This window comes from Arcticibacter sp. (genome assembly GCF_053551015.1).
Genome location: NZ_JBMQOB010000012.1, coordinates 26,117 through 46,318, shown reverse-complemented (window position 1 = coordinate 46,318; position 20,202 = coordinate 26,117). Strand labels below are relative to the sequence as shown.

22 protein-coding genes are annotated in these 20,202 nt (G+C 45.4%); 16 read left to right on the top strand and 6 right to left on the bottom strand.

The window, feature by feature from the left end; genetic code table 11:
• Window positions 1-1,191 (top strand): saccharopine dehydrogenase family protein, encoded by a 1,191-nt coding sequence (locus ACO1NU_RS07790; RefSeq protein ID WP_448817913.1) that lies wholly within the window; start codon window positions 1-3, stop codon window positions 1,189-1,191.
• Here the strand turns inward: ACO1NU_RS07790 and ACO1NU_RS07785 are convergent.
• Window positions 1,188-1,664 carry an Lrp/AsnC family transcriptional regulator gene (locus ACO1NU_RS07785; RefSeq protein WP_448817912.1) on the bottom strand — a complete coding sequence of 159 codons (477 nt, stop codon included), beginning with the start codon at window positions 1,662-1,664 and terminating at the stop codon, window positions 1,188-1,190. The genes ACO1NU_RS07790 and ACO1NU_RS07785 overlap by 4 nt on opposite strands.
• 40 nt (window positions 1,665-1,704) lie before the next feature.
• On the opposite strand from ACO1NU_RS07785, the gene amaB reads away from it, so the two are divergent.
• The 4 genes from amaB to ACO1NU_RS07765 all read left to right on the top strand — a co-directional run bounded on the left by amaB (window position 1,705) and on the right by ACO1NU_RS07765 (window position 7,296).
• Window positions 1,705-3,234: an L-piperidine-6-carboxylate dehydrogenase gene (gene amaB / locus ACO1NU_RS07780; RefSeq protein WP_448817911.1), complete on the top strand. Its 1,530-nt coding sequence runs from the start codon at window positions 1,705-1,707 to the stop codon at window positions 3,232-3,234.
• A 75-nt stretch (window positions 3,235-3,309) separates the two neighbouring features.
• The gene (locus tag ACO1NU_RS07775; RefSeq protein ID WP_448817910.1) at window positions 3,310-4,506 is read left to right on the top strand and encodes a pectinesterase family protein; all 1,197 of its coding nucleotides are present in this window, start codon (window positions 3,310-3,312) and stop codon (window positions 4,504-4,506) included.
• A 28-nt stretch (window positions 4,507-4,534) separates the two neighbouring features.
• Complete coding sequence (locus ACO1NU_RS07770) at window positions 4,535-6,184, top strand: glycoside hydrolase family 43 protein (RefSeq protein ID WP_448817909.1); 1,650 nt, start codon at window positions 4,535-4,537, stop codon at window positions 6,182-6,184.
• A gap of 11 nt (window positions 6,185-6,195) precedes the next feature.
• The gene (locus ACO1NU_RS07765; RefSeq protein ID WP_448817908.1) at window positions 6,196-7,296 is read left to right on the top strand and encodes a PKD domain-containing protein; all 1,101 of its coding nucleotides are present in this window, start codon (window positions 6,196-6,198) and stop codon (window positions 7,294-7,296) included.
• A gap of 7 nt (window positions 7,297-7,303) precedes the next feature.
• On the opposite strand, the gene ACO1NU_RS07760 is transcribed toward ACO1NU_RS07765, so the two are convergent.
• Window positions 7,304-7,594 carry a GNAT family N-acetyltransferase gene (locus ACO1NU_RS07760; protein ID WP_448817907.1) on the bottom strand — a complete coding sequence of 97 codons (291 nt, stop codon included), beginning with the start codon at window positions 7,592-7,594 and terminating at the stop codon, window positions 7,304-7,306.
• A gap of 204 nt (window positions 7,595-7,798) precedes the next feature.
• Here ACO1NU_RS07760 and ACO1NU_RS07755 point away from each other — a divergent pair, with 204 nt between their 5' ends.
• From ACO1NU_RS07755 to ACO1NU_RS07715, 9 genes are all read left to right on the top strand, one after another.
• Window positions 7,799-8,494 carry a DUF421 domain-containing protein gene (locus ACO1NU_RS07755; RefSeq protein WP_448817906.1) on the top strand — a complete coding sequence of 232 codons (696 nt, stop codon included), beginning with the start codon at window positions 7,799-7,801 and terminating at the stop codon, window positions 8,492-8,494.
• A gap of 1 nt (window position 8,495) precedes the next feature.
• Window positions 8,496-8,870 carry a hypothetical protein gene (locus ACO1NU_RS07750; protein ID WP_448817905.1) on the top strand — a complete coding sequence of 125 codons (375 nt, stop codon included), beginning with the start codon at window positions 8,496-8,498 and terminating at the stop codon, window positions 8,868-8,870.
• A complete protein-coding gene (locus ACO1NU_RS07745) occupies window positions 8,861-9,166 on the top strand; it encodes a YetF domain-containing protein (protein WP_448817904.1) in 306 nt (101 codons plus the stop codon). Before ACO1NU_RS07750 ends, ACO1NU_RS07745 begins: the two co-directional genes overlap by 10 nt.
• 162 nt (window positions 9,167-9,328) lie before the next feature.
• Window positions 9,329-10,489: an iron-containing alcohol dehydrogenase gene (locus ACO1NU_RS07740; RefSeq protein ID WP_448817903.1), complete on the top strand. Its 1,161-nt coding sequence runs from the start codon at window positions 9,329-9,331 to the stop codon at window positions 10,487-10,489.
• Window positions 10,490-10,536: 47 nt separating this feature from the next.
• The gene (locus ACO1NU_RS07735) at window positions 10,537-11,370 is read left to right on the top strand and encodes an MBL fold metallo-hydrolase (protein WP_448817902.1); all 834 of its coding nucleotides are present in this window, start codon (window positions 10,537-10,539) and stop codon (window positions 11,368-11,370) included.
• A gap of 283 nt (window positions 11,371-11,653) precedes the next feature.
• On the top strand, window positions 11,654-12,217 hold the full coding sequence (locus ACO1NU_RS07730; protein WP_448817901.1) for a UbiX family flavin prenyltransferase: 564 nt from the start codon (window positions 11,654-11,656) through the stop codon (window positions 12,215-12,217).
• 32 nt (window positions 12,218-12,249) lie between these two features.
• Entirely contained in the window at window positions 12,250-13,572 is a 1,323-nt protein-coding gene (gene mtaB, locus ACO1NU_RS07725; protein WP_448817900.1) for a tRNA (N(6)-L-threonylcarbamoyladenosine(37)-C(2))-methylthiotransferase MtaB, read from the top strand.
• Between the two features lie 30 nt (window positions 13,573-13,602).
• Window positions 13,603-14,769 carry a prolipoprotein diacylglyceryl transferase gene (locus tag ACO1NU_RS07720; protein WP_448817899.1) on the top strand — a complete coding sequence of 389 codons (1,167 nt, stop codon included), beginning with the start codon at window positions 13,603-13,605 and terminating at the stop codon, window positions 14,767-14,769.
• Window positions 14,766-15,560, top strand: coding sequence for an inositol monophosphatase family protein (locus tag ACO1NU_RS07715; RefSeq protein WP_448817898.1), 795 nt, complete (start codon window positions 14,766-14,768; stop codon window positions 15,558-15,560). The genes ACO1NU_RS07720 and ACO1NU_RS07715 overlap by 4 nt, the downstream gene beginning before the upstream one ends.
• Before the next feature lie 148 nt (window positions 15,561-15,708).
• Here the strand turns inward: ACO1NU_RS07715 and ACO1NU_RS07710 are convergent, their stop codons facing one another.
• From ACO1NU_RS07710 to ACO1NU_RS07695, 4 genes are all read right to left on the bottom strand, one after another.
• Window positions 15,709-16,260, bottom strand: a complete 552-nt coding sequence (locus ACO1NU_RS07710; protein ID WP_448817936.1) for a NifU family protein — start codon at window positions 16,258-16,260, stop codon at window positions 15,709-15,711.
• 105 nt (window positions 16,261-16,365) lie between these two features.
• Window positions 16,366-17,709, bottom strand: coding sequence for an adenylosuccinate lyase (gene purB / locus ACO1NU_RS07705; RefSeq protein ID WP_448817897.1), 1,344 nt, complete (start codon window positions 17,707-17,709; stop codon window positions 16,366-16,368).
• Window positions 17,710-17,854: 145 nt separating this feature from the next.
• Window positions 17,855-18,064, bottom strand: coding sequence for a hypothetical protein (locus ACO1NU_RS07700; protein WP_448817896.1), 210 nt, complete (start codon window positions 18,062-18,064; stop codon window positions 17,855-17,857).
• Window positions 18,065-18,147: 83 nt separating this feature from the next.
• Complete coding sequence (locus tag ACO1NU_RS07695; protein WP_448817895.1) at window positions 18,148-18,342, bottom strand: hypothetical protein; 195 nt, start codon at window positions 18,340-18,342, stop codon at window positions 18,148-18,150.
• 147 nt (window positions 18,343-18,489) lie between these two features.
• On the opposite strand from ACO1NU_RS07695, the gene ACO1NU_RS07690 reads away from it, so the two are divergent.
• A complete protein-coding gene (locus ACO1NU_RS07690) occupies window positions 18,490-19,047 on the top strand; it encodes an RNA polymerase sigma factor (RefSeq protein WP_448817894.1) in 558 nt (185 codons plus the stop codon).
• 13 nt (window positions 19,048-19,060) lie between these two features.
• The gene (locus ACO1NU_RS07685; RefSeq protein ID WP_448817893.1) at window positions 19,061-20,158 is read left to right on the top strand and encodes a S1C family serine protease; all 1,098 of its coding nucleotides are present in this window, start codon (window positions 19,061-19,063) and stop codon (window positions 20,156-20,158) included.
• Window positions 20,159-20,202: the final 44 nt, after the last annotated feature.

The following is a 20,202-nucleotide window of genomic DNA, read 5'->3' as shown; positions in this document are numbered from 1 at the left end:
ATGCTGAACAGGAAATATAAAGTAGTTATTGCCGGTGCTGGAGGTATCGGTCGCGCTGTAGGACTTTTGCTGGCCGAGTATGCAGATTTCAGAGTCGACCTTTTTCTGGGCGACAGGAGCAGCGAAATAGCAGAAGAAGCGGCGGCATGGGTTGAAAAAGCCTGTACCCGGAATATTTTAGCGACTCCTTTTGCGCTTGTGAAAGGCTATGAGGACCAGGATGATCATGTCTTCATAGGCGCGGATATTATTCTGGATTGCCTTCCCGGATCTGAAGCTCCGCGCATGGGTGCGGTAGCAAAAAAGTACGGCAGCCATTATGTGAACCTTACGGAGTACGTGGCAGAGACCGAGCAGCTGAGATCACTTTCTAGAGATGCGCCAACAGGCTTTATTCTGCAGAGCGGCCTGGCACCGGGATTTGTGAATATACTTGCGCATTCCCTGTATCAGGAGTTTGTTCAGAAGTATAAGAAACATCAGCTCGAGTATATGGGAATGAAGGTAGGTGCACTTACGGAACATGCTGAGGCACCCCATTTCTATGGCTTCACGTGGAGTCCCGTTGGCGTCGCGACAGAGTATCTGAAAGATGCGTGGATTGTACGGGATTTTGAAAAGGTGCGCGTTGCGGCACTGTCTGGACAGTTGAGCCTGGTGATTAAGGGAGTACGGTATGAAGAGAACTATACATCTGGAGGGGCAGCTGATTTGCCGGATGCATTTGCGGGTATTGTGAGGAACCTGGACTATAAGACTTTGCGGTATCCGGGGCATTTTGATTGGGTAAAGCAGGTGATCCATGAAGCTCCGGCGAATGCAGATCCGGTTGCGTATCTGGAAAAACGAATGCTCTCTGAAATTCCCTCAACGGAGAATGATTTGGTGGTTATTTATTGCACGGTGAAGGGCTTCGACCAGTCATTCGTGCTCAGGTCTTTGGAGCAGTCCTTCAAGATCGGTCCGGTTCAGGTTGGTCGTGTGATGCTGCGCGCTATTCAAGCGACAACAGCGGCGCCGATGGCTGAATGTGCGCGTATGTTGCTTACAGGTAAGTATACGGGGACCATTCAGCAAAGTGAAATTGACTGCCGCGAGTTTTTAAACGGACCATTTGTACGCGCTGTGTATTTTCCTGATTCAGAAGAAAGAGGGGCGGAACGAAACGTGCAGATGGTGGTGGCGAACTAACGTTTTACCTCCGGTACTGGGCAGTTTCTTCTGAAAACCGTTCCGAAGTTTATTGTTGTTTCTGTTCGCATGATGCCTGGGATGGCATCAATCTTTTCGTAAAGTATCTCGCGAAGATGTTCGTTGTTTACGGCCACGATCTTCAGAAACAGCGTATATTGTCCGGAGATGTAATAGCACTCTACAATTTCAGGGATCTTCCGGAGTGCTTCGATAATGTTCTTGGAAGTGGGGTCCTCTTTTAAGATCACGCCGGTGAAGGCGCTGCTTTCATATCCAAGTCCCTTCTCACTCAGATTAACCTGGGTAGTTTCGATAATGCCGGCTTGCTTAAGCCGGGCTATCCGCTGATGAACGAGGGAATTGGAAATGTTTAATGACTTAGCAATCTGGATATAGGGTTTCTCAGCATCAGCCTGAAGTTCTTCCAGAATATTTTTGTCGATTTCGTCCAATATATAATGATCAGTCATGAGCTTTGTAGCTGGTTAATAAGTAAAAATAGATAATTAAATGAACAACACAGATTTCCTAAAGGTTCTGCAGCTTGAAGATAATAATCCGGGCGTGTCTACAGGATCGCGATGGATACATACTTCAGGGTCAATTGACTCATTTTCGCCGGTTGACGGAAAGTTAATCGGTAGCGCCGGCGTCGGCACTGCTGGCGAATACCAACAACTGGTAAAGGCATCAGCAGATGCATTCAAATACTGGCGCAGTGTGCCCGCGCCCAAGCGGGGCGAGATTGTGCGACAGTTGGGCGATGCCTTCCGTGCGAGTAAACAGACCCTCGGTGCACTGATCTCCTATGAGATGGGGAAGAGCTTAGCCGAGGGACTGGGCGAGGTGCAGGAGGTTATCGACATCTGTGACTTTGCCAGTGGCTTATCCAGGCAGATATACGGTGCCACGATGCATTCTGAGCGACCGTATCACCGGATGTATGAACAGTATCATCCACTCGGGATCGTAGGCATAATCACCGCTTTCAATTTTCCGGCAGCGGTATGGTCATGGAATGCGATGCTCGCGCTGGTATGCGGAGACGTAGTTATCTGGAAGCCCTCTCATAAGGTGCTGCTGACGGCGATAGCTTGCCAAAAGATTGTGGGCGATGTTTTCTCCAGGAACGAAATACCGGAAGGTGTTTGTTCACTTATCTGCGGCGAGCATGAAATCGGCGAACTCATGTCAAGGGACAAGCGTATTCCGCTGATATCAGCTACCGGTTCTACTACGATGGGCAGGAAGGTTGCCATGGCAGTTGGAGAGCGACTGGGTAAGTCACTGCTGGAACTGGGAGGCAACAACGCGATCATCATTACCGGTAAAGCGGATCTGAATATTGCCATGAACGCTGCTGTTTTCGGAGCTATCGGAACAGCGGGGCAGCGTTGCACGAGCACACGACGTCTGATCGTTCATTCGTCGGTAATGGATGAAGTCAGATCGAGGCTCATACATGCTTACAAACAAGTGCGGATAGGCGACCCACTTGAGGAAGGAATTCACATGGGCCCTTTAATTGACGTTGAAGCGGTTGGGAATTACCTCCAGGCCATCAAGATCATAAAAGCTCAGGGCGGTCGGTTTATTATTGAAGGCGGAATTCTGGAGGGAGAAGGCTTTGAAAGCGGTTGCTACGTGAAGCCATGTGTAGCAGAGGTAAGTGGCAATTTGCCAATTGCTCAGGAGGAGACCTTTGCTCCGATCCTGTATGTTATGCAATATGAAGCGCTGGAAGAGGCCATTGAAATTCAGAATTCGGTGGGGCAGGGTCTTTCTTCTGCTATTATGTCTCTTGATTTGAGAGAAACAGAGCTCTTTCTGTCGCAGGCTGGTTCAGACTGCGGCATAGCAAATGTCAATATCGGGACATCAGGAGCTGAGATCGGTGGAGCTTTCGGAGGCGAGAAAGACTCAGGAGGGGGAAGAGAGTCAGGTTCTGATTCCTGGAAAGTGTATATGCGGAGACAAACAAACACGATTAATTATGGCACCAGTCTTCCACTAGCGCAGGGAATCGAGTTCAATCTGTAAGGAAGCTGTTACAGCTTAGTTTAAGCTAATCTTTTTATCTTCAAAACGGGCCATGACCATCATCATGGCCCGTTTATGCTATTATATAGCCAAAACGATGGTGTGTTGCCGGGAACGATTGCACAGTTTTGCGCTGGCGCTGCATTGTTTCGGGAACTTGTTTTAGTTAATATTGCTACAATCAATTTAACAACCAATACCACGTTTATGGAAACGTTTGAAAGAGCAAGCTCATCAGTGCTTACACGATGGGCAGTCCACCCTTTTCTCCGCTTTTTTATGCTGCTGGCTGCATTCCTTTTTCTGGGAGTGGAGATGTCTCTTGCGCAGGACCCGAAATATCCGAGAGAGATCACTGTGGATCAGTCGGGTGGGGGCAACTACAGGACCATTCAGGAGGCTGTTAATTCGGTGAGGGATTTGGGGCAGGAGCGTGTGAAGATTTTTATTAAAAAAGGTACATACCGGGAGAAAGTTCTCATTCCGACCTGGAAAACCAATATCAGCCTGATTGGTGAAAGTGCCGTAAACACAATCATTAATTTCGACGATTTTTCGGGTAAAGCGGTTAAGGGTGGAAAGGATGCATTCGGTTTGGAAAAACAGTCCACCTACACGTCTTATACCATGTTGATTCAGGGCAATGGTGTTGTTATTGAAGATTTAACGATCAGTAACACTGCGGGCCGGGTAGGGCAGGCTGTGGCTCTTCATGTAGAAGGCGACAAGGTGGTGGTCAAAAATTGCAGACTGCTCGGCAATCAGGATACATTATATACCGCTACATCAAACAGCAGGCAGTATTATATAGACTGTTACGTGGAGGGTACCACAGATTTCATATTTGGAGAAGCAACCGTGGTATTCCAGAACTGCCGTATTCAAAGCCTGTCAAACTCGTATATCACGGCGGCGGCGACTCGTCCCGACCAAAAGTTTGGCTATGTGTTTTTCGACTGTAAGTTGACTGCAGCTCCTGAGGCTCAGAAAGTGTATCTGGGCAGACCCTGGAGATCGTATGCAAAAACGGTCTTTATCCGGACCGAAATGGGGGCGCATATCGTTCCTGAGGGATGGGATCCATGGAAGGGAGATAAGATGTTTCGGGACAAGGAAAAGACGGCATTTTACGGAGAGTATCAGAGCTCCGGTCCCGGAGCGCGGCATCAAGGGCGTGTTAGCTGGTCAAAGCAGCTTAAGAAGCGTGATTTAAAGTCATATACCCTCAAGAGTATTTTTGGGTCGACGGAGTGGATCAACGCGGGCAGTTAAATTTTCAAAGTACTATTATTTACATATCATGAACGATTTTCAAAAGTCTCTATTACTTTGCTCCCTGCTCATGGGCAGCAAAGAGCTTGCAGCACAGACATCCGGTCAGGCAAATGGAATTTCGAAGGTTTGGGTAGCCGATCAGGGAAACGGAACCTATAAGAATCCTGTTTTAAATGCTGACTATTCAGATCCTGACGCTGTAAGAGTAGGTGACGATTTTTACATGATTGCCTCGAGTTTCGATGCTATTCCGGGATTGCCGATCCTGCATTCAAAAGATTTGGTGAACTGGACTATTCTGGGTCATGCGCTGAAGCGTCAGCCGCCGTTCGAACATTTCGAAAAGACGCAACATGGAAACGGGGTCTGGGCTCCGGCCATTCGTTATCATAAGAATGAATTCTATATCTATTATCCAGATCCCGACTTCGGGATCTATATGATCAAGGCAAAAGAGGCTGTTGGCCCGTGGTCTGATCCTGTGCTTGTTGCGCCGGGTAAGGGCTTGATCGATCCGTGCCCGCTATGGGATGAGGACGGGAAGGTTTACCTGGCCTATGCTTTTGCAGGCAGTCGCGCAGGAATAAAAAGTGTTCTTGCGATCAAGGAATTGAGTGCAGACGGTACCCGTGCAATAGACGAGGGGGTCATCGTATACGATGGACATGAACTTGACCCGACGATTGAGGGTCCTAAGATGTATAAGCGAAATGGATATTATTACATGTTTGCACCTGCAGGTGGGGTTTCAACGGGGTGGCAGCTGGTGCTCAGATCAAAAAATATCTATGGCCCTTACGAGCGAAAGATTGTCATGGCGCAGGGAAAGAGCACGGTAAACGGTCCGCATCAGGGCGCCTGGGTAGATACTCAGAAGGGTGAGGATTGGTTCCTGCACTTCCAGGACAAGGATGCATATGGCAGGGTGGTTCACCTGCAGCCCATGAAGTGGGTAAAGGACTGGCCTGTCATCGGAGTAGATGAGGATGGAGATGGATCCGGAGATCCGGTAATGACTTACAAGAAACCCAACGTAGGCAAAACATACCCGGTTAGTACTCCGGCGGAGAGTGATGAGTTTAATGATTTGAAGTTAGGGCTGCAGTGGCAGTGGCAGGCGAATCCACAGGCGACCTGGTCATTCATGGACGTCTCCAAAGGAGCGCTAAAGTTATATACCCATCAGGTTCCGGCGGATGCCAAGAACCTTTGGGATGTGCCGAATGTGTTGATGCAGAAGACTCCGGCGGACGAGTTTATGGCTACTACGAAGGTCAGCTTCAAGCCCAATCTGAAGATCGAGAATGAGCGGACGGGACTGGTTGTAATGGGCCAGAGCTATGCTTCCCTGAGTCTGCAAAGCAAGAAAGATGGCTTGTATCTGGTTCATGCCATTTGTGAAAAGGCTAATAAAGGGGCTATTGAAAAGGAAACTGTTGTTACCAAGTTAAAGAACGGCGACCTGTATTTAAGGGTGAGCGTATCGGCAGGTGCAAAGTGCCGCTTCAGTTACAGTACTGACGGGAAGACTTTCACACCTGTGGCAGGGGTATTCCGGGCTACACCGGGACAATGGATTGGCGCTAAGGTAGGCTTGTTTGCGACCCGTCAGACGCAGATCAATGATTCTGGCTGGGGTGAGTATGATTGGTTCAGAGTGGAGCCAATCCGTTAAGCACTATTAATATGATGAAAATACATTGGAAATTGCTGTCTTTGAGTCTGCTTCTTTGGGGAATAACTTGCTCTCAAGTAAGTAGCCTTTATGCGCAGGAGGAGAAGAGGAGTTTTCAGGTTTTTCAATTTCCGGCAGATAAGATCCCGGTTATCAACGGCAAGTCAGATGACTGGGCACTGGTTCCGGAGAGCTATGCGGTGGGTATGGATCAGCTGTGGGATGACAGCAGAAAGCACACTACAGCTGATCCCTCCAATCTGGATGTGAAAGTGAAGGTGGGTTGGGTGAAAGGCTTAAACAGGTTGTATTTCCTTTATGAAGCCTATGATAATTATTGGGACTTCAGTTTGCCTGGTCTTCATAATGATACCTTTGAACTGGTTGTAGATGCCGACCAGTCTGGAGGTCCTTTCATTGACCGTTTTCATCCAAATAAGTCGCTCGATTCACTGGACGCCTACTTCAGCTTTCATGGTGTCCATGCGCAGAACTACCATATCTTCACACCCGCAGCGGGTAAGGACTGGACGCTTGTTTGGGGCAGTCAGCCCTGGATTAAGGAGCTCCCTTACGCAAACGCGGCTTCCGATTTCCAATTCAAACCCGGGGAAAAGGGGAAGCTCACTCTTGAGTTCTGGATCACACCCTTTGACTATGCCAGTGCAGAGGGGCCATCGAGAGCCGTTGAGTCGGTACTGGTAGAAAATAAAAATATCGGGCTCTGCTGGGCGGTGATCGACTATGACGATGTGAAAGCAACAGGTAATAATGGCTTCTGGAACTTGTCGAAAGAACACACCATGTACGGAAACGCCTCGTATAGTCTTCCGTTCAAGCTGATGCCTCTGGAAAGCAGGTTTAGAAAGCCTGTAGAAGCGAATTGGTCTTTTCAAATACTCAAAGCCACCGAGCGACAGGTTGCTTTTAAAGACGAGTCGTATGGTGATATCCGTTCATGGAGATGGGACTTCGGGGATCAGAGCAGTTCAACTGAGCAGCATCCCGTTCATCAGTATAAGAAACGGGGGAAATATATCGTGACCCTGTATGTCAAAGGGCCTGAGGGCGAAGACCGGAGAGCAAAGGTCTGGGATGTTGTGGTTCGTTAATTTCTGATTATCGTGCTGTAACCAATCGTTCCCATTCAGGATGTCGTTTCAGAAATACTCTGATATAGGAACAAAGCGGCACCACCTGAAGGTTGTTCTCCTCCAGATATTTAAAAGTTTTTTCTACCAATGCCCCTGCTATGCCCTTCCCTTCAAGTGCTTCAGGGACTTCTGTGTGGTTCAGGTAGACTAAGTTTCCTTCCTTCGAATATTCTATAAAGGGGCGTTCGCCCTCTATTTTTAGCTCAAAGTGGGATAGATCCTTGTTGTCTGCAAACGCGGCTTCGTGGTAATTCATGAAAGAACAACAGCTTTATATCAGTAATGTTCAACCGCTTGGGCGGTTTGCGTGGTTTCCGGCGGAAAACCACTCTTAAATGGAGAAAATACGTGTTTTCGTATTTCGTTGAACCATCAGCTGCCTGGTGCTGTTGGTGCTATGGCTCGTTGGCTGGGATGTTTTTCCCAGGCTGGGCCTTTAATTTTCATGGGGAATTGTTAGATGGAAAAGTGGAAAATTAATTTCATTGACTGGCAGCGGATATGGTTTGGAAATGCTCCTGTCGAGTTCATGCTAGAGGTGTTTTGCCGGACACTGATTATTTATGTGATTTTACTTTTTGTGGTTAAAGCCATGGGCAAGCGGATGAGCGGTCAGCTCAGCATTAGTGAGGTTGCGGTAATGCTCAGTCTGGGTGCGATCGTTTCTGTGCCCATGCAGTTACCTGACCGTGGACTGTTGCAGGGTGTGCTTGCATTTTTTTGTGCATTTTGTTTTTTGCGCGGCGTGAATTATCTGGGCGAAAGGAGTGAAGAGGCAGAGCTCCTGCTTCAGGGAAGGATGTGTGTGCTGGTGAAGGATGGGTTGATGCAGGTGGAGGAGATGCACAAGTCCGGAATATCACAGGAGCAGCTGTTTGCTCAACTCAGGAAAAAGAAAATCTCTAATCTGGGGCAGGTGGACCGGGGGTATCTCGAGGCCTGTGGTTTGTTTAGTGTCTTCGTTTCCAAAAATCCGCGGACCGGGCTTTCTGTTTATCCACGAAGTGATGAAGAGTTGCGAGTGTCTCAACGGAAAGCTAATGATAAAGCAGTGTGTCTGGTATGCGGAACGATCGTTGTAGGGCTCGGCGCAAAACAGGACTGTGCGAATTGTCATTCACACAGTTGGTCGAAGGATGTTGTTATTTCAGAATAGTATGGAAAAAGATAAAATAGATATTGGTGACTGGCAGCGGATACTGATAGGAGATGTCCCCGGCCACTTTTACTTAGAGATTATTTTGAGAATGGCCTTTATCTACCTGGTGTTGATGGTGGCCATGAGGTTGATGGGGAAGAAGATGGCTTCCCAGCTAAATAGCAGCCAGATGGCGGCGATGGTCTCCCTGGCAGCAGCAACGGGTATCCCTATTCTTGCACCGGACAGAGGCTTGTTGCCGGTAGTGATCATAGCGGTTGTTGTTGTGGGCTTAGAGCGGTTTGTATCCTGGTTGGCTTCAAAGATCGGAGGGCCGAGCACGCGATTCAGGGAGACATCTCCAATCTTGTTAAAGATGGGGTTTTGCAAATAGACGATATGCGGGAAACCAGGATATCCAGAGAGCGCCTGTTTGCTCAGCTACGTTCAGAAGGGATTGTGAACCTGGGCGAAGTAAAACGCTTGTATTTTGAATCGGGAGGAAGTTTTTCTATCGTCATGGCGGATGAAAGGCGCCCCGGACTTTCTTTGATTCCTGATTGGGATGAAGATTTCTGTAATAGTCGAGTTCATTCAGGAGACATCTTACTTTGTCGCAGGTGCGGAACGGTGGAAAAAAGAAGTTTCGGACAGGAGGCTGCCTGTATTAATTGCGGTGCAAAAGAATAGGTAGAATGTTAACGAAGGGGAGGGCCTGACGATATGAAGAGGGTTGAGCGAGTCGAAAAAGTAAGTAGAATGTAAAACGTTTTTCGATGAGTTGGAAAATGGAGTATTATATCTTACCATTGATAAACCGGGGCGGTTTGCCGCGGTTAATGTGTATATAAGATGCGAGATTTTGAATTTAAAAACCCAACGAAGATCATTTTTGGAAAGGGAAAGATAGCGGAAGTTGCAACTGAGATTCCTGCTGAAGCAAAAATACTGATGCTTTATGGCGGTGGAAGCATAAAGACGAATGGTATCTATGAACAGGTTAAAGATGCGCTGAAGGGACGCCAATTGATTGAATTTGGCGGTATTCCGGCCAATCCGGAATATGATATTTTACTCCAGGCTCTTAAGGTCATCAAAGAGCAGGGGATTAATTACTTGCTTGCTGTTGGCGGAGGTTCGGTTATTGATGGAACCAAATTCCTGTCATCTGCCGCCCTGTATGATGGTGATAGCCCATGGGATATTTTAACCAAAGGAATCCGTACGGTAAAGGGTATGCCGTTTGGAACAGTTCTGACCATTCCAGCAACGGGCTCTGAGATGAATTCTGGGGCGGTTATCACGCGTGCTGAGACACAGGAGAAGCTCGGAATGGGCGGCCCGGGATTATTCCCTGAGTTCTCTGTCCTGGATCCACAGGTAGTGAGCTCACTCCCGAAACGGCAGATTGTAAATGGGATTACTGACGCCTACACGCATGTGCTGGAGCAGTATATGACTTATCCGGCCGGGGCATACCTGCAGGACAGGTTTGCAGAGAGCATTATGCAAACGCTGGTGGACGTTGGTCCTCGCGTTATCGAGAACCCTGCCGATTATGAAGCGGCTTCTAATTTTATGTGGTGCTGCACGATGGCTCTTAATGGGTTGATTCAGAAGGGTGTTCCGACAGACTGGGCTGTTCATTCGATGGGGCATGAGCTGACTGCTCTCTATGGAATTGACCACGCGAGGACTCTGGCTATTGTTGCTCCCAGCCACTACCGGTATAACTTTGATGCGAAGAAGGAGAAGCTTGCGCAGTATGCTGAGCGGGTATGGGGCCTGAGCCAGGGGACGCTGGAGGATAAGGCAACAGCGGCGATCGAAAAGACTGAGGAGTTCTTTCAGTCGATGGATATCCAAACGAAGTTGTCTGATTATACGGATGCATTTGAAGGAACTGCAGAGCTGATTGCAAAGCGATTTTCTGCGCGTGGTTGGACGGGTTTAGGTGAGCACAAGAAGCTTGCCCCGGCTGACGTGGAGAAAATCATTGAAATGAGTTATTAAGGCTGCATTTGCCTAAAACTTTTAGTATTTTTACCGCAAATCGCAGCATGTCAGTATCCATAGCATCTCTCAACTCCGGCAGTAATGGCAATTGCTATTATATTGGCACTGAGGCGGGGGGAATTCTTATCGACGTAGGTATCTCTTGTAAAGAAACGGAGATCCGTATGGCCCGTCTTGGTCTTTCGCTTCATTCGATAAAAGCCATTTTTGTTTCGCATGAGCACACCGATCATATTAAGGGCATCGCTGTCCTTGCCCGAAAGTACCAGATTCCGGTATATCTGAATCAGACGATGATCTATAATTGCTGTGTGAACGTTGAGCGGGAACTAACCAGAAAGTATGAAGCGCATACACCGGTTATGGTAGCGGAGCTGGAAATAACTTCGTTTCCGAAATATCATGATGCCTGCGATCCGCATAGCTTTGTAATTAAGGCTGGTATAACCACGATAGGGGTGATGACCGATATCGGTCGGGTGTGTGAACAGGTTGTGAAATATTTTAATATGTGTGATGCTGTTTTTCTTGAGGCAAACTACGATGTGGAGATGCTGGAGAAAGGTAGGTACCCGTATTATCTTAAAAAAAGGATCAGGAGCGGTAGGGGGCACCTGTCTAACAATGAGGCTCTGGAACTTTTTATTGGACACCGCTCGGCGTCGCTCAGTCACGTTTTGCTGTCGCATTTGTCTAAGGACAACAACTGTCCGGATCTGGTGCACCGTCTTTTCCAGGCTCACGCAGGCGATACCGAGGTGGTGGTAGCCTCCCGGTTTAATGAGTCGGCTATCTTTCATATCGGGAAGTCGGAGGTCTGTTCAGAGTTGAAAGAGATCGTGCCGGTTTATCAAACCCAGTTCAGTCTTTTTGAGTGATGGACTCCTTTTAGTTAGATGTTTGGCTTAACCCCGATAAACATTCCTTAATAGTCAAATGTTTTAGTTGTTTTTAATTTTAAATTAATTTTCTCTCAGTCAGTTGTCTCCAAAGTGAAGTTTCAGTGTAAAAGCTGTTAAATATTTTGCGAATGTGGCGCTTATAGCTATATTTGTATGCCCTCTCAAAGGGCATGTTTTTCATAGGTAGATGTAGGGTCGAATACTTGTATTCGACCCTTTTTTATTTACAACCAGAGTAGCACTAATTTGTTGAGTAGAAATGAAAAGAAGAAAAGTTGTAGTAGCGATTACCGGGGCCAGTGGTGCAATTTATGCGAAAGTATTACTCGACAAGCTGGTTGGCTTACAGCATGAGCATCTGGAGGTGGGTCTGATCATGTCAGACAACGCTCTTCAGGTGTGGGAATATGAATTGAAAAATGAAGACTTCCGTAATTACCCCTTCAAAGTATATTCTAAGACCGATTTCAATGCACCTTTTGCGTCTGGTTCGGCTAAGTATGACACGATGATTATCTGCCCATGTTCTATGGGCACCCTTGCACGTATAGCTTCCGGAATATCGAACGATTTAACTACCAGAGCAGCCGATGTTATCCTGAAAGAACGAAGGAAACTTATTCTGGTGGCCCGCGATACACCTCTGAGCCTGATTCATATACAGAATATGAAGACAGTAACGGAAGCCGGCGCTATAGTATGTCCCGCCAGTCCTTCTTTTTATAGTCTTCCGGCTTCATTTGAGGAGCTGGCTGCGACGGTTGTTGACAGAGTACTTGACCTGGCAGATCTGGAAGTTTCTTCTTTCCGATGGGGCGAGTAAATACTAAAAATAACTATCTTTGCCCCTTGATTATGAGCAGAAAAGTTGCATTTTACACACTAGGTTGTAAACTAAATTATTCTGAAACTTCAACGATAGGGAGGTTATTCAGTGAAGCGGGATTTCAGACGGTTGGTTTTACAGACGCCCCGGACGTATTCCTCATAAATACATGTTCAGTTACCGACAATGCAGATAAAAAGTGTCGGAAGGTTGTAAAGGAGGCGCTAAAGCAGTCGCCTAATGCATACATTGTCATTGTAGGCTGTTATGCGCAGCTTAAGCCAAAAGAGATTTCTGAGATACCTGGCGTTGACCTGGTTCTTGGTGCGGCAGAGAAATTTCGCATTGTTGAATTTCTAACGGACCTGACGAAGCAGCCGAAGGCGATGGTTCACAATCAGCCGATAGCTGAGGCGAATCAGTTTGTTCCCGCATTTTCCTATGGAGACCGTACCCGCACGTTTTTGAAGGTTCAGGACGGCTGCGATTATTCATGTACTTTTTGTACCATCCCTCTGGCGAGAGGTTCCAGCAGGAGCGATACCATCGAAAATGTGGTGGCTCAGGCTGTAGATATTGCCGCATCAGGGGTAAAGGAAATTGTTTTGACAGGTGTAAATATAGGTGATTTCGGTATCCGCGGCGGATCGAGAGAAGACCGGTTCTTCGATCTGGTTAAGGCTTTGGATGAGGTAGAAGGCATAGAAAGAATCCGTATTTCTTCTATTGAGCCCAATCTGCTGACTGAGGAAATCATCCGCTTTGTAGCAACATCCAAGCGTTTTGTGCCTCATTTTCATATTCCTCTGCAATCGGGTAGCAACAAGATTTTAGGTCTTATGAGAAGGCGGTATAAGCGTGAGCTTTACCAGGAGAAGGTTGCTGCAATTAAGGCGATTATCCCGCACTGCTGTATTGGCGTTGACGTGATAGTTGGATTCCCGGGTGAGACCAGGGAAGACTTTATCGACACTTACAATTTCATCAACGGTCTTGAGATATCTTACCTACACGTGTTTACTTATTCGGAACGCGAGAATACTCCGGCAGCGGATATGCCAGACAGCGTACCGGGTTCTCAAAGGGCTGACAGAAGTAAGATGCTTCATATCTTATCTGATAAGAAGCGGAGAGCATTCTACTCAAGTCAACTGGGCAGCAGTCAGGAGGTTTTGTTTGAGGCAGACGAAAAAGACGGCTATATGCATGGTTTTACATCCAATTATGTCAAGGTAAAGGTTAAATTTGACCCCTTGCTGGTTAATGAAACCCGGCTTGTACAGTTGACATCAATAGCCGAGGACGGGGATGTGGAGATTGCAGAACCTGAAGCTGAGGTCCTGACACACTAATTTTATCATTATTTTACTTCATAATAGAACATGTTTCCTAACCTCTCGCATCTGATAGAGTACCTAACCGGACTGAATATTCCTCTTCCGATTCAAACGTTTGGCTTTTTTGTAGCGCTTGCCTTTGTGGCTGGTTACTGGGCTTTCAATGAGGAACTGAAGCGGAAAGAGATGCTGGGATTGGTACATCCGTTCAGGAGGAAGGTCACTATCGGCGAGCCGGCGACCACATCAGAGATGGTCTTAAATGGCTTGTTTGGTTTTCTTCTGGGTTATAAGATCGTTGATGCAATTTTTAACTATAGCGCTTTTGTGAATGACCCGCAGAGTTTTATCCTCTCGGGCAGGGGCAACTTCTTTGGTGGTATCATCGTGGGTCTGGCTTTTGCATTTATGGCTTTCAACGACAGAAAGAAAGTACAGCTTCCAAAGCCACGTGTTGTTGAAGAAGTGGTGCATCCTTATCAGTATATGAGCACGCTTATTGTCTGGGCTGCCATCTGGGGATTTCTGGGTGCTAAGATTTTTCACAATCTCGAATACTTCGATGAGTTTATGAGGGATCCGATAGGTGGACTTATCGCCTTCAGCGGACTTACGTTTTACGGTGGTTTGATCTGTGGTGGTGCAGCTGTTCTCTATCTGGCTAATAAAAGAGGGATTAAGCCGGTTCATATGCTGGATGTTGGCGGACCGGGTATGATGCTGGCGTACGCAGTAGGTCGTATGGGATGTCACATGTCCGGAGACGGTGACTGGGGTATTGAGAACTATGCTGCGAAGCCGGGATGGCTTAGTTGGGCACCTGACTGGGTATGGTCATTTAAATTTCCTCATAACGTGATCAACGAGGGTGTGCCGATCCCGGGTTGTGTAGGCAGATATTGTCATGAGCTTCCTGCAGCTGTTTATCCAACATCTTTATATGAATTCCTCGCCGGATTATTGTTGTTTGCGTTGCTTTGGTCTTTAAGAACGCGGATCAAACCTGCGGGAATGATGTTTTCATTGTATCTGATTCTTGCCGGTGTTGAGCGATTTGTCATTGAGCTGATCCGTGTCAATTCAAAGTACCATGTTGGAGGTTTGAGCTTTACTCAGGCAGAACTGATATCTACGATCATGATATTAGCCGGTGTGGCGGGCATCATCTGGTCAATAAATAATTATAGAAAGGATAACGTTCAAGCTTCATGAATTTAGAACAATTAACGATTCAGGTAATAGAGCTCGCAAAATCAGTAGGCGAGTTTATCCGGGAAGAAGCTTCTCGCTTTGACGCGGCTAGTATTGAATACAAGGGTCTCAACGACATGGTGTCGTATGTAGACAAAGGTGCCGAAGAAAGGATTGTAGCAGGCTTGTCGCAGTTTCTTCCATCAGCCGGTTTTGTAACAGAGGAGCAGACGATCAATAAGGTAGGGGAGGAATTTAATTGGATTGTAGATCCGTTGGACGGAACGACGAACTTTATCCACGGGATTCCTGCGTTCTCCATCAGTATAGCACTTCAGCAGAATGACGAGGTTGTCGTAGGTGTGGTATATGAAATTAACCGGGATGAGTGCTTTTACGCATGGAAAGAAGGTGGTGCTTTTTTGAATGGAAAGAAGATCTCCGTTACGAAAAACGAAACGTTCTCCAGCTCCTTGCTCGCTACGGGCTTTCCATACTACAATTTCGAAAAGCTGGAAAAATATATCAACGTGTTCAGAGAACTTACTCAGGTAAGTCACGGTATCAGGCGTATAGGGTCTGCTGCTGTGGATATGGCTTATGTAGCTTGTGGAAGGTTCGACGGTTTCTTTGAATACAATCTCAATTCATATGATATTGCGGCCGGTGTAATCCTCGTGCGCGAGGCAGGCGGGCGAGTGACCAATTTCTCCGGTACGAAGGAGGTATTCGAATCGAGAGAGTTAATAGCGGGTAATCCTTTTATAGCTCCGGAACTTCACAGGGTTATCAGTAAATATTTTAACGACTAGCCGAATCAGTTTCAACTTATATCATCATACGCCTTATAATCTTGTAAGAACGAGATTAACAAAAAAGCCCCTTAATAATCACTAAGGGGCTTTTTATTTAAGAAAAGGAGATTGGTCATATGCTGTCATATGACCAATCCTCAATATGTTACAACGCTTCTGATACGACCTCTGTCACCTCTGGTACCATTCTTTTCAGTAAGCTTTCTATACCTGCCTTGAGGGTGAAAGTTGAAGACGGACAACCGCTGCATGATCCTCTTAGTTCCACAGTCACTACGCCATCTTCAAAAGACCTGTAGCTTATCGCGCCACCGTCCTGTTCTACAGCCGGGCGAACGTAGTCATGAAGTATCTGCTGGATTTTTATTTCCGTTTCAGTTCCTTCGAATGCCGTATTTTCATCGGTAACAACCTCTTTGACGCGCAATTCTGCTTCTGTCGCACCTTTTACAAATTCTTTTAGAATAGGTTCTATGTCAGCCCATTCAGCGTCTTCAGTTTTGGTGATGGTAACGAAGTTGCTTGCAAAGAAGACACCGTTCACGAAGTTAAACTTGTATAGTTCTTTAGCAAAAGGGGACGTTTCTGCACTTTCCCTGGTAGGGTAGTCTACACTTCCATTAAGCAGAAGTTTGTTCACCAGAAACTTCATAGTTGCAGGATTGGGAGTAGACTCGGTATATACGGTTATGTTAATAGCCATGAGATGTAGTTTTATACAAAATTATCAAAATAATCAGCCTGCACTTTCTCTTGCGTAGCTTTTTACGTGTAGATGACCCACCAAAGCATCTTTCGTGGATTAAACACCTACATAGGTAAGAGGACTGATTTGTCGTATTTCTTCTTTCACTTCTTCAGAAACGTTTAGCGTAGATACGAATGCTGAAATGGTGGATGCACTTACTCTTTCGTTTGTCCGGGTTAATTCTTTCAATGCTTCGTAAGGATTAGGATAGCCTTCTCTCCTTAGGATTGTTTGAATTGCCTCTGCAGCTACTGCCCAGTTTTCATTGAGATGCCTCTCTATTGTCTCTCGGTTAAGAAGCAGCTTTCCAAGTCCTTTCAGGGTCGACTTAATTGCGATCAAAGAATGTGCTATTGGAACTCCAACGTTTCTCAGTACAGTTGAATCCGTAAGATCCCGTTGTAGTCTCGATATCGGAAGTTTCGCCGCCAGGTGTTCAAATAACGCATTTGCAATGCCTAGATTACCTTCTGAATTTTCAAAATCTATTGGGTTAACCTTGTGTGGCATAGCGGAAGAGCCAACTTCTCCTGCTTTGATCTTCTGGCCGAAATAGTTCATCATGATATACATCCACATATCACGATCAAGATCGAGTATAATGTTGTTGATTCGCTTGAACGCGTCGCAATGCGCGGCAAAGTTATCATAGTGCTCTATCTGAGTAGTGTATTGGGAGCGATTCAGCTTAAGTTGATTATTAACAAACTGGTTTGCAAAGTCCTTCCAGTTAATAGATGGATATGCAATATGGTGAGCATTGAAGTTACCAGTAGCTCCTCCGAATTTTGCTGAGAATGGAACTGCTTTTAATTGAGCAATTTGAGCTTCAAGTCGTTCAACAAAAACAAAGATTTCTTTCCCGAGGCGCGTCGGCGATGCAGGTTGGCCATGGGTATGTGCGAGCATGGGGATGTCAGACCATTCAGCTGCAAGCTCCTTTAATTTTTCGATCAGCTCAAGAACAGCAGGGTAGTAGGACTCCTCAACAGCCAGTCTTAATGAATGGGGAATGGCTGTATTGTTGATGTCCTGTGAAGTGAGACCAAAATGAATAAACTCTTTATACTCCTGAAGATTCAGACTATCGAAAACTTCTTTGATAAAATATTCAACCGCCTTAACATCATGGTTCGTTACACTTTCAATCTCCTTTATACGTAGTGCATCTTCATCCTTGAAATTTAAATAGATAGATCTCAATGCCTCGAAGTTCTCCTTTGGAAAGTTCTCAAGCTGCGGGAGTGGAATTGACGCTAACGCGATAAAATATTCGATTTCAACATAGACTCTAAACTTGATAAGTGCAGCTTCAGAAAAATAAGCTGATAGTTCACGTGTAGATTTTGAGTATCGACCATCGACAGGAGAAATGGCGTTTAGTGAAGATAGTATCATTTTGTAAGTTTTGGCAAAGTTAATCTTTTATAGAGCATGGTGAAAAACTATTGTAGATTACCCTTCAGGACAAAAAAAAACCTGTAGCTCATTCAAGCTACAGGTTTTCAACAAAGTCTCCGATAAAGGAGGGGTTGTTTGAATATTAGTGTTTAACTGAATCAACAGCAGCAGAAGCAGCTGAATCGATAGTGTCGGTTTTAGCGTCAGCAGAAGCGTCGATTGAATCGATGCTAGCGTCAGCAGCTGAATCGATAGTATCAGCAGTGTTGTTTTCAGTTTTAGATGAGTTACAAGCTGAAGCAGAAAGAGTGATAGCTAAAGCTAAGAATCCGAATTTAAATAGATTTTTCATTTTATTTTTTTAATAGTTTATTGTTAATACTCGTATTTCTAATAGGTAACCTTGATTCACGAAAAAAAATCGTTTCTCGGAAATTATTGAGCTACAGCTGAATCAACAGCAACAGTTGAATCAAGAACAGCAGTAGTATCAGATAACATTGTAGTATCAGTAGTAGCAGAATCTACAAGAGTTGAATCAGCACCGCTGTCAGTTTTAGTAGAGTTACAAGCAGATGCTGATAAAGTGATAGCCAATGCTAAGAAACCGAATTTAACTAGATTTTTCATTTTAATGTCTTTATGATTTTTACAAACAATTTACTGTTAATACGAGGTCTCCCAAAAAGTAACCCATTGAACTGAATATTTTTTTCTTTCAATTTTTACTTATCATTGGGTTACAAATTTCTTAAAAAGGTATAAATAGTGAGCAGAATGGTAAAAAGGTCAGAACCAGCGGATAATGAGGTCATACTCGGAATTCTCAACGGTTCTAAGGGCATACTGGAAGAAATATATAGAGCTTATTTCCCTATGATCCTCCAGTTGGTGGTGATGAATAATGGTAATGATGATGATGCAAAGGACGTTTTCCAGGAATCTGTAATTGTCTTATACGACAAGGTAAAGAAGGGAGATTTTGTCTTAAATAGTAAGCTCAAGACTTTTATCTATTCAGTGTGCAGGAGATTGTGGTTGAAAAGGCTTGCTCAGAAGAGTCGGAATGCAGGTAATATCACCGAATTCGAAGATGTTATTGCCGTAGACGATGACATTGAAAGGCACGAAGAGAAAGATAGGCAATTCTCGTTGATGGAGGCATCTCTAGGAAGACTTGGTGAGCCTTGTAGAACGATAATAGAAGATTATTATATAAACAACAGATCAATGCAGGAGATCTGTGAAAAGTTTGGCTACACAAATGCTGATAACGCTAAGAACCAAAAATATAAATGCCTGCAACGCTTAAAGAAATTATTCTTTCAAGTATAATAAGAGTGAGATAATGGATATTACAGAACGGATTGAAGCATATTTACAAGATGAAATGTCTGCCGAAGAAGCCGCTGCTTTTGAACAATTAAGAGCTTCGGACCCTGATCTGGACCAAAAGGTTGTGATGCATGAGCAATTCATGAAGCAAATCAAAGAGTACGGCGAAAATCGTAAACTCATTGCCGAAATGAATGCAATTCATTCCAGACTCGACGTCGCAGCTGTCAAAGAGGATGTTATACCATTCGAATTGAAGGTCAGAACACTGTGGAAGAAATACCGGATGAGTAGCGCGGTGGCAGCGTCGGTAGCTGTTTTAGCTGTATTTGCCACCTTGTTTTCGACTGGTTACTTCAATAAAGGAAAGTCAATTCGCTCCGACTATAACGCACTTCGGAGAGAGTGGAGCCGGGATATAAATAACAAAGTAAAACGCTCTCAAAACGAAATATTACAGAACATCAACGCGACCTCGAAGGAGCCGTCCACTCCATCGTTATTCGGAGGTACTGGTTTTGCTCTCAATACTGAAGGTTATATTGTGACAAATTATCACGTTGTAAAAGATGCCGACTCTGTGTATATAGAGGATAACGATGGGAAATCTTTCAAAACGACCATCGTCTATGTGCATCCTTCGTATGACATCGCTGTTTTGAAAGTTACCGACTCTTCGTTTAAGTTGCCGAAGTCGTTGCCCTATGTTTTCAAAAGGGCTGGCGCAGATTTGGGGCTTGATGTTTACACTCTTGGCTATCCAAAAGATGATATCACCTACACCCGCGGATATCTAAGTTCTAAAAGCGGTTATGACGGTGACACCCTCGCTTATCAGGTGGATATATCTGTAAACGGCGGTAATAGTGGAGGACCATTGCTTGATGCGAAAGGCAATGTAGTCGGAGTAGTAAACGCGAAACAAGACCGTACTGATGGCGCCTCGTTCGCAATTAAGTCTACTTATTTGCTGGAGGCGATAGATGCTATCCCTAAAGACTCTTTAGGAAGAAAAGTGTCTGTTAATACTAAAAATACCCTCGCTTCGTTAAATAGGGGTGATCAGATTAAAAAGATAGGCAACTATATTTACATGGTTAAGGTTTATTGATAAGAGTTAGTTTGAGTGAACAAAGCAGCCGTTTGGATTCCAAA

Coding starts and splice junctions, on each gene's coding strand:
- ACO1NU_RS07790 (WP_448817913.1), top strand. CDS start 1: ATGCTGAACAGGAAATATAAAGTAGTTATTGCCGGTGCTGGAGGTATC.
- ACO1NU_RS07785 (WP_448817912.1), bottom strand. CDS start 1,664: ATGACTGATCATTATATATTGGACGAAATCGACAAAAATATTCTGGAA.
- amaB (WP_448817911.1), top strand. CDS start 1,705: ATGAACAACACAGATTTCCTAAAGGTTCTGCAGCTTGAAGATAATAAT.
- ACO1NU_RS07775 (WP_448817910.1), top strand. CDS start 3,310: ATGCTATTATATAGCCAAAACGATGGTGTGTTGCCGGGAACGATTGCA.
- ACO1NU_RS07770 (WP_448817909.1), top strand. CDS start 4,535: ATGAACGATTTTCAAAAGTCTCTATTACTTTGCTCCCTGCTCATGGGC.
- ACO1NU_RS07765 (WP_448817908.1), top strand. CDS start 6,196: ATGATGAAAATACATTGGAAATTGCTGTCTTTGAGTCTGCTTCTTTGG.
- ACO1NU_RS07760 (WP_448817907.1), bottom strand. CDS start 7,594: ATGAATTACCACGAAGCCGCGTTTGCAGACAACAAGGATCTATCCCAC.
- ACO1NU_RS07755 (WP_448817906.1), top strand. CDS start 7,799: ATGGAAAAGTGGAAAATTAATTTCATTGACTGGCAGCGGATATGGTTT.
- ACO1NU_RS07750 (WP_448817905.1), top strand. CDS start 8,496: ATGGAAAAAGATAAAATAGATATTGGTGACTGGCAGCGGATACTGATA.
- ACO1NU_RS07740 (WP_448817903.1), top strand. CDS start 9,329: ATGCGAGATTTTGAATTTAAAAACCCAACGAAGATCATTTTTGGAAAG.
- ACO1NU_RS07735 (WP_448817902.1), top strand. CDS start 10,537: ATGTCAGTATCCATAGCATCTCTCAACTCCGGCAGTAATGGCAATTGC.
- ACO1NU_RS07730 (WP_448817901.1), top strand. CDS start 11,654: ATGAAAAGAAGAAAAGTTGTAGTAGCGATTACCGGGGCCAGTGGTGCA.
- mtaB (WP_448817900.1), top strand. CDS start 12,250: ATGAGCAGAAAAGTTGCATTTTACACACTAGGTTGTAAACTAAATTAT.
- ACO1NU_RS07720 (WP_448817899.1), top strand. CDS start 13,603: ATGTTTCCTAACCTCTCGCATCTGATAGAGTACCTAACCGGACTGAAT.
- ACO1NU_RS07715 (WP_448817898.1), top strand. CDS start 14,766: ATGAATTTAGAACAATTAACGATTCAGGTAATAGAGCTCGCAAAATCA.
- purB (WP_448817897.1), bottom strand. CDS start 17,709: ATGATACTATCTTCACTAAACGCCATTTCTCCTGTCGATGGTCGATAC.
- ACO1NU_RS07700 (WP_448817896.1), bottom strand. CDS start 18,064: ATGAAAAATCTATTTAAATTCGGATTCTTAGCTTTAGCTATCACTCTT.
- ACO1NU_RS07695 (WP_448817895.1), bottom strand. CDS start 18,342: ATGAAAAATCTAGTTAAATTCGGTTTCTTAGCATTGGCTATCACTTTA.
- ACO1NU_RS07690 (WP_448817894.1), top strand. CDS start 18,490: ATGGTAAAAAGGTCAGAACCAGCGGATAATGAGGTCATACTCGGAATT.
- ACO1NU_RS07685 (WP_448817893.1), top strand. CDS start 19,061: ATGGATATTACAGAACGGATTGAAGCATATTTACAAGATGAAATGTCT.